This window comes from Novosphingobium nitrogenifigens DSM 19370 (assembly GCF_000192575.1).
In the GTDB taxonomy this organism is placed as follows: Bacteria; Pseudomonadota; Alphaproteobacteria; order Sphingomonadales; family Sphingomonadaceae; genus Novosphingobium; species Novosphingobium nitrogenifigens.
The window spans coordinates 119,614-127,619 of sequence record NZ_GL876927.1 but is presented as its reverse complement, the minus strand read 5'-3'; the positions used below and the strand labels follow the sequence as shown (position 1 = coordinate 127,619).

Here is an 8,006-nt window from a genome sequence, read left to right as displayed (position 1 = left end):
TCTCCGTCATAACAGCGCCGGTCACGCCGACGCCGACCGCAGCGCGGTCGTGGCCTGATCCGCTTGTCCCCACTCCGGTCCAGGCGATCGGAGTGGGGAAGAGCCTGCATCGGCCTCCAGCTCCCCACTTCCCAACTCCCCACTTGGCGAGTTTTGCATAAGGCACTAAAGGCACCGGCACGGGGCGGGGGCATGTCCGGTCCGAAAGGTTTTGAATGAAATTCGCCGAACCCGTCTCCGCGCTCGTCAGGGCCAGTGTCCGACGCCCGTGGCTGGTGCTGGGGATCGGTTTCCTGCTTACGGTGTTGTCTCTGGCGGTCGATGTCGGCCGCTTTGCCATGACCACCGATACGGCCGAGCTGATTTCGCCTTCCGTCGACTGGCGTCAGCGCGAAAAGGCCTTTTCCTCCGAATTCCCACAGCTCAGCGATGTGATGCTGGTCATTATCGATGGCCAGACCCCTGAGCTTGCCGAAGATGCCGCCGCCCGCCTTTCGGCCAGAATGGACGCGGACAAGGCGCATTTCCGTTCCGCCAAGCGGCCCGATGCCGGTGATTTCCTCAGTCGCGAAGGCATGCTCTATGGCAGCCGCGAGGACGTGCGCAAGGCGACCTCCGATCTTGTCGCGGCACAGCCGCTGCTCGGGCCGCTCGCTGCCGATCCCAGTCTGCGCGGGGTGGCGCAATCGCTCGACACCATGCTCGACGGCGTCACGGCAGGGCAGGTTCCGTTGAGCCGGATCGACCGTCCGATGCAGGCGCTTGCCGGTTCGATCGATCAGTCACTGGCCGGAAAGCCTGCCTTCTTTTCGTGGCAGCGCCTGCTGTCGGGTGGCAGCGGCCGTCTTGCAGCGCCCACGCGCCGCCTCGTTCTGGCCCAGCCCGTTCTCGATCATACCGCGCTCAAGCCCGGTGAAGCGGCGACCGATGCCATCAATGCCGCCGCGCGCGAACTGCAGATCGATGCTGCCCACGGGGTTCGTCTGCAACTGACCGGCGAAGTGCCGATGGCGGACGATGAATTCTCGACGCTCGAGGACAATATCGGCGTCGTCGCCATGGTCATGGTCGGCGCCATGCTGTTGACCTTGTGGTTCGCCACGCGATCGGCCCGGCTGGTCGCGGCGATCATGATCACGATCATTGCCGGGCTTGTCGTCACGACAGCGGTCGGCCTGCTCGGGATCGGGCGGTTCAATCTGATCTCGGTCGCGTTCATTCCGCTGTTCGTCGGGCTCGGGGTCGATTTCGGCATTCAGATCTGCGTGCGGTTCAATGCCGAATACCGTGTCGGTGTGGCGCCGCGACAGGCCCTGATCGATGCGGCGACGGCGCTCGGTGCGCCGCTGTCGCTGGCGGCGGCAGCCGTGTTTCTCGGTTTCGGTGCGTTCCTGCCGACGGCTTATGTCGGGATTGCCGAGCTTGGGGTCATTGCCGGGCTCGGCATGGTCATCGCCTTGCTGTTCAGCGTGACGGTGCTGCCCGCGCTCGTCCTGCTCATGCGTCCGAGCCCCGCGCAGGCAGAAACCGGGATTGCCGCGCTGGCGCCGGTCGATGCCCTGCTCGTGCGTCGGCGCCGGGCGGTGCTCTGGCTCTTTGCCCTTGCCACGGTGGCCAGCATTGCCGGGCTGCCCAAAGTGGTGTTCGACTTCAATCCGCTCCATTTGCGCGATCCGGCTGCCCCCTCGATGCAGGCGCTGGCCGACCTGACCCGCGATCCCGACCGCACGCCGAGCACGATCGACGTGCTCGCGGCCAATCAGGCCGAGGCGGCCGCTTTGGCGGCCAAGCTCGGCAAGTTGCCCGAAGTGTCGCAGGTCGCCACGTTGCAAGGGTTCGTTCCCGAGGATCAGGATGCGAAGCTCGCCCTGATCCAGGACGCTTCGATGGTTCTCGACGTGGCGCTCAATCCCTTTGATGTGGCGCCGCCGCCGTCGGATGCGGACATGGTCGGCGCCCTGCGCGGGACTGCGGCCAAGCTGCGGACGGTCGCGGCGACGCCGGGGCAGGGCGCAGGCGATGCCGCGCATCTGGCGACTTCGTTCGATCACCTGGCTTCGGCGACGCCGGCCCAGCGCGCGGCAGTCAATGCCATGCTGTCCAAGCCGCTCGGCGTGATGCTCGACCAGTTGCGCCAGTCGTTGCAGGCGCAAGCCGTGACGCTCGACACGCTGCCCGACGATCTGCGGCGCGAATGGGTGGCGCCCGACGGCAAGGCGCGGCTTCAGGTTTTCCCCAGCGGCAATACGCTCGACAATGCCGTGCTGCTGCGGTTCCGCGATGCCGTCGCCAAGGTGACCCCCGCAATTTCGGGGATGCCGGTTTCGACGCAGGCGGCTGCGGGTACGATCGCCTGGGCTTTCGTGCAGGCCGGGGTCATCGCGTTCGTGCTGGTCAGTGCCTTGCTGTTCGCGGTCCTGCGCAATCTGCGCGAAGTGCTGTTCACGCTGGCGCCGGTGGTCCTGTCGATCTTCCTGACGCTGGGCAGTTGCGTGGTGATTGGTCAGCCGATCAATTTTGCCAACATCATTGCCTTCCCGCTCCTGTTCGGAGTGGGCGTGGCATTCCACATCTATTTCGTCATGGCCTGGCGCGCAGGGGCAACCGCCCTGTTGCAGTCGAGCCTTGCGCGGGCGGTGCTGTTCAGTGCCTTTGCCACCGGCACCGCATTCGGCAGCCTGTGGATCTCGCATCACCCGGGCACGGCGAGTATGGGCAAGATCCTGATGATCTCGCTGATCTGGACACTGATCTGCGCCTTGATTTTCGAACCGGCCCTGCTCGGGCCGCCACGCGGGGAAAAGCAGGCGCGCTAAAGCAGGCGTCGGTCGAGCCGGCGCCTGCGGGTTTATCGCTCGCGTTTACGAATGGGGTGCGGGTTCGGTCTGCGTCGCCGGGGGCGATGCAGCCGGGGCAACAGGTGTCGCCTCCGTTGCAGCCGGTGCGGGTGTCTGCTGCGCGCCGGGATCGTCGAGCGGATCGGTCAGTTCCGGCGCATCGGACGGAACCGGCGTTGTCGCCTTGGCGGCGGGGGCACCGGCTGCCGGATCGGTCAACTGGGTATCGAGCTCGGTCGGGGTTTCCCGCGCCGGATTGTCGTGGCGGTGGCGCAACCCGTTGATCTCTGCCAGGCGGTTCTGCAGCCAGACCGACCGCAGCGTCGCATAGTGGTCGATCGAATCGCCGAACAGGGCCTTGAGCTCCCCGTCCGATTCGGCGCGCATGTCGAGCCCTTGTGCCCCCATCGTCGCCACCTGATACTGCCAGGTGGTGAAGGGGTGCCCGATTGCACCGGGCAGCAGGGTTTCGTCGGCGATTTCGGCGGGGAAGTCGCGCAAGGTCGTCGGCCCGAACAGCGGCAGGAAGAGATAGGGGCCCGGCCCCACGCCCCAGATTGCCAGCGTGTCGCCGAGACTGTTTTCGCGGTGGGGCAGGTTGATGCCCTTGCGCTTGGCAATGTCGAACAGGCCGCCGACGCCCGCAGTCGCGTTGATCACCGCGCGTCCGACGGTCTCGGCCATTTTGCCGGGCTTGCCCTGCAACAGGAAATTGGCCGCGATGAAGGGTTCGGTCAGCAGCGAGAGAATGTTGCGGATGCCGTCGCGCAGGGGCTTGGGCACGATATGCTTGTACCCCATCGACGCGGGTCGATAGATCGCCTTGTCCAGCTTTTCATGAACGCTGAACATCTTGCGGTTGAACCCTTCGAAAGGGTCGCCCGGCGTATGGCCGTTCCGGCGCACCGCCGGAGCGTTCACGATCGCGGGCTGCGTTCCGGGAGGAGTCGAGGGTTGCCGCGCCACAGGAGGCGCGTCGGCCACGACCGGAGCCGGGTTTTCCAGCGGCGCCGCCAGTGCCGGAGCAGTGGTGGCAAGCAGCATCACTGCCGATACGAGGCGCAAGCCGGTCAACCCGAAATCTCCTTCAATTGCCGCTCTCTCAGCCGCCCTTGGCCGCAAGGCTGTCGAGATGCGAAATCAGCCCGCGGGCACCCTGACGCTGCAGGACCGAGGCGAAATCGGATCGACGCGTGGCGATCTGGCTGATGGCGTTCTTGTAGAATACGTCGACGATCTTCCACGAACCGCCCGACTGGCGCAGGCGATAGCTGATCGCTACCGGCTGTTCGCGGGGAGCAACCAGCGTGGTGCGCACCAGCTTGTCACCGCCGCGTTCCTGAACCTGCGGGTCGACGTTGAAGCGTTCGCCGCCGAAATGATCGAAATTGCGCGCATACTGGGCAATCGTCATGCGACGGAACGCCGCGACCAGCCCGGTCTGATCGGCAGGGGTCATGGTGGTCCAGCTCGGGCCGACCGAAAGACGGGTCATCATGGCGAGATCGAACGTGCGGTCGAGGACCGGCGCGATCATGGCGCCCCGACGCTGGGGCGAACCGCCCGCCTTCATGATCGAGACGAGACCTTCGTTGAGCGTTTCCACAGTGGTGCGGGCCGGATCGACCGCCTGCGCATGGGCCGAAGCAACCATGACGATCGGGGAAGCGAGCAGGAGCGCGGCGCGAAGCGAAGTGGACAAATGCAATCTCCTCGGACCTTGCGCGGCGGCGGCCCAATTACCCGATGGGCGACGCGATTGGCCGGGCTGCGCGGCAGATCCCTGAATTTTTCCTCGTCAACGAATGTCTTCGTCAACACACGTCGTCCGGCACGCCGTTGCGCCGCGTCGCGCGCAAAGAGCGCCGGTGCGGACATGCAGTCTATGGCGGGCTGGCGGATCGGCGCATGGTGCCGTTCACCGTCGGTGGCACCGTTGCCGGTGCGCGCGAGTGCCCAATAGACCTCCGTCCGCGTTTGTCCAGCCATGACCCTGCCCGCGAGCCATAAGGAGGGGGCCCGCAAGGAAAAGACTCGTGACCGGCGGCAAGGACGAAACGATTGCGCAAGGCAGCGATTGCGTCCTGACCGCGGCGGTCTCTTGCTCGTGGGCGGCTTGCCCTGTGCTGAACCGGGCAAGATCGACGGGCATGCGAAGGGGGCGTGCGGTCTGCACGTTTTCCTTGTAAAACAGCCGCTCGGAATGCCCGAGTCGCATTGCGCGAAGCGTCCATATGACTGTTGATGGACAAAAGTTACTTTGACCCAGCGCAACGACGGACTATGGGGCGGCCATTCGCAAATGCACTAGGTCAAGGGAAAAGCGCATTGCAGCATAGTGAAACCGGGACTGGTTCGTCGCGGCCGCTCAATATCATTCTCGCCAATCCGCGTGGTTTCTGCGCAGGCGTCACTCGTGCCATCGACATCGTTGAACGGGCTCTGGAACGCTATGGTGCACCGGTCTACGTGCGGCATGAAATCGTCCATAACAAACATGTGGTCGACACCCTGCGCGCCAAAGGCGCCGTGTTCGTCGACGAACTCGATGAAGTGCCTGCTGGCGCTGTCACCATTTTCAGTGCGCACGGGGTCGCCCGTTCGGTCGAAAAGGATGCCGAGGAACGCGGTTTGCCCGTGTTCGACGCGACCTGCCCGCTCGTCACCAAGGTCCATGTTCAGGGCCGCCGTTACGTCAAGGCGGGGCGGACCCTGATCCTGATCGGCCATGCGGGCCACGCCGAAGTGATCGGTACGCTCGGTCAGATCGATGCGCCGGTCCATCTGGTCTCGACCGCCGAGGACGTGGATTCGCTCGATCTGCCGCTCGACACCCCGCTTGCCTATGTGACCCAGACGACGCTGTCGGTCGATGACACCCGCAGCGTGATTCAGGCAATCCACGCGCGGTTCCCCGACGTGATCGGGCCCGACATCAACGAGATCTGCTATGCCACGCAGAACCGCCAGACGGCGGTGCGCGAGCTGGCGGGCAAGTCGGACCTTCTGATCGTGGTCGGCGCGCGCAACAGCTCGAATTCCAACCGGCTCAAGGAAATCGGGCTCGAGGCGGGTGTTCCGGCTCATCTCGTCGATGACGGGGCAGGTGTCGATCCGTCCTGGCTCGACAATATCGACACGGTCGGCATTACGGCCGGGGCTTCGGCACCCGATGCACTGGTCGACAGCGTCATTTCGAGGCTTGCAGCCATTCGCTCTGTCACTGTAACCCAGCTTGACGGCGTCCGCGAGGACGTTCAGTTCACTTTGCCGTCCGCCTTGCGGCGCGCCGCCGTGCCGGCCAACCAGGATTAACCGACAATGGGTCTTCCCCTTCCTCAGGTCGCACGGATCGCGGCCTACACCCTGCGCCAGCACATCAAGGGCGGCAAGTATCCGCTCGTGCTCATGCTGGAACCGCTGTTCCGCTGCAACCTGGCTTGCCCGGGCTGCGGCAAGATCGACTATCCCGATGCGATCCTCAACCAGCGCCTGAGCTTTGAGCAGTGCATGGAAGCGATCGAGGAATGCGGCGCTCCGGCCGTGTCGATCGCCGGTGGCGAGCCCCTGCTCCACCGCGACATGCCGCGCATCGTGCGTGGCTACATCGAGCGCAAGAAGATGGTGATCCTGTGCACCAACGCCCTGCTGCTCAAGAAGAAGATCGACGACTATGAACCGTCGCCGTTCTTCACCTGGTCGATCCACCTCGATGGCGACCGCGGCATGCACGATCACGCGGTCGATCTCGAAGGCACCTATGACATCGCCATCGAGGCGATCGAGCTTGCCAAGTCGCGCGGCTTCCGCGTGCAGGTGAACTGCACCGTGTTCGACGGCGCGGATCCGGCGCGTCTGGCTTCGTTCTTCGACGAAATGAAGAAGCGCGACGTCGAGATCACTGTCTCGCCCGGCTATGCCTATGAACGCGCCGCCGATCAGGACAGCTTCTTCACCCGCGAACGCACCAAGCAGTTCTTCCGCCAGGTGTTCAAGCGCGGCAACAACGGCAAGGCGTGGACTTTCACGAACTCGCCGCTGTTCCTCGACTTCCTCGCGGGCAACCAGACCTATGAATGCACGCCGTGGTCGATGCCGCTGCGCACCGTGTTCGGCTGGCAGAAGCCCTGCTACCTCATCGGTGAAGGCTATGTCTCCTCGTTCAAGGAACTGATGGAAGGCACCGATTGGGACAAGTTCGGCGTCGGCAAGTACGAAAAGTGCGCCAACTGCATGACGCACTGCGGCTTTGAAGGCACGGCGGCGACCGACGCCATCCGTCACCCGCTCAAGCTGCTGGGCCTGTCGCGCAACGGCATCCGCACGAGCGGCCCGATGGCGCCGGAAGTCGACCTTTCCCGCGCCCGTCCGGCCGACGACGTTTACTCAAGCCACGTCGAGCGCGAGCTTGAGAAGATCAAGACGCAAAATCCCGGTGCGTCCAAGCGCGTCGTAAACGCGGCCTAAGCCCGCAAAGGCCATCCCGGCATGGCGCCCCGTGCGAATGAGCGCGGGGAGCTGGCCGGGATGCCGGGCGAGCGAGGCCAGCACCGGCCCGAGCGCCATATCCCCGTCCGCGCCCATGCCCACGAGAGCAGCAGGCGGCAGGGTTTCATTCGCAGCATCGGAAATGACGCGGATCGCCGCGAACGGCAGTCCGTGACGCTGTGCGACTTCGCGCGCGACGTGACTTTCCATATCGGCGGCAACAGCGCCCGTCCGGACGCGCAGCGATCCCTTTTCGGTCGCGGTCGCGACGATCGCGTCCCCGCCGGTCACTTTGCCGACAAAGGCACGCGGGAACACGCCGCGCAGGCGTTCGACCAGCGCCGCATCCCCATCCAGCACGACATCACCGGGCCGCAGGGCGGGATCGAGCGCCCCGGCAAGGCCGCTCGAGAGCAGCGGCACGCGGGCGACGCGCGCCATGGCATCCAGCTCGCGTTCGAGGCGTGCCCGGTCGCCGCCACCGGCAACGATACGCAAGTCCGGGCAGGCCTTGCGGAAAATGTCGGCTTCGCGTTTGAGGCCGCACGCGATGATCCAGGTCATGCCGGGTTCCTTTGTTCGATGAGGGTATGGGGTGCCCGATGGGAAGTCCCGCGTGGGGGCAATGCCATAAGGGGCAATGAAAAACCCGATGAGCGGGGGCTCATCGGGTTTATTTGG

The 8,006-nt window shown here is 65.0% G+C and carries 6 protein-coding genes; 3 read left to right on the top strand and 3 right to left on the bottom strand.

What is annotated here, in order from left to right; translation table 11 throughout:
* Nucleotides 1-215 precede the first annotated feature (215 nt).
* Nucleotides 216-2,816 (top strand): MMPL family transporter, encoded by a 2,601-nt coding sequence (locus tag Y88_RS07420; protein ID WP_008067672.1) that lies wholly within the window; start codon nucleotides 216-218, stop codon nucleotides 2,814-2,816.
* Nucleotides 2,817-2,861: 45 nt separating this feature from the next.
* Here the strand turns inward: Y88_RS07420 and Y88_RS07415 are convergent, their stop codons facing one another.
* Both Y88_RS07415 and Y88_RS07410 read right to left on the bottom strand, forming a co-directional pair.
* On the bottom strand, nucleotides 2,862-3,911 hold the full coding sequence (locus Y88_RS07415; RefSeq protein WP_008067671.1) for an MlaA family lipoprotein: 1,050 nt from the start codon (nucleotides 3,909-3,911) through the stop codon (nucleotides 2,862-2,864).
* A gap of 28 nt (nucleotides 3,912-3,939) precedes the next feature.
* Nucleotides 3,940-4,539, bottom strand: a complete 600-nt coding sequence (locus tag Y88_RS07410; RefSeq protein ID WP_018076024.1) for an ABC transporter substrate-binding protein — start codon at nucleotides 4,537-4,539, stop codon at nucleotides 3,940-3,942.
* 626 nt (nucleotides 4,540-5,165) lie between these two features.
* Here Y88_RS07410 and ispH point away from each other — a divergent pair.
* Both ispH and hpnH read left to right on the top strand, forming a co-directional pair.
* Nucleotides 5,166-6,152, top strand: coding sequence for a 4-hydroxy-3-methylbut-2-enyl diphosphate reductase (gene ispH / locus Y88_RS07400; protein WP_008067668.1), 987 nt, complete (start codon nucleotides 5,166-5,168; stop codon nucleotides 6,150-6,152).
* Nucleotides 6,153-6,158: 6 nt separating this feature from the next.
* Nucleotides 6,159-7,304 carry an adenosyl-hopene transferase HpnH gene (gene hpnH / locus Y88_RS07395; RefSeq protein WP_008067667.1) on the top strand — a complete coding sequence of 382 codons (1,146 nt, stop codon included), beginning with the start codon at nucleotides 6,159-6,161 and terminating at the stop codon, nucleotides 7,302-7,304.
* Here hpnH and Y88_RS07390 read toward each other — a convergent pair.
* On the bottom strand, nucleotides 7,224-7,889 hold the full coding sequence (locus Y88_RS07390) for a phosphorylase family protein (RefSeq protein ID WP_018076026.1): 666 nt from the start codon (nucleotides 7,887-7,889) through the stop codon (nucleotides 7,224-7,226). The two genes, hpnH and Y88_RS07390, sit on opposite strands and share 81 nt — an antisense overlap.
* Nucleotides 7,890-8,006: the final 117 nt, after the last annotated feature.

Excerpts from the sequence above, each read along its gene's own strand:
- Y88_RS07420 (WP_008067672.1), top strand. The coding sequence starts at position 216 with ATGAAATTCGCCGAACCCGTCTCCGCGCTCGTCAGGGCCAGTGTCCGA.
- Y88_RS07390 (WP_018076026.1), bottom strand. The coding sequence starts at position 7,889 with ATGACCTGGATCATCGCGTGCGGCCTCAAACGCGAAGCCGACATTTTC.
- hpnH (WP_008067667.1), top strand. The coding sequence starts at position 6,159 with ATGGGTCTTCCCCTTCCTCAGGTCGCACGGATCGCGGCCTACACCCTG.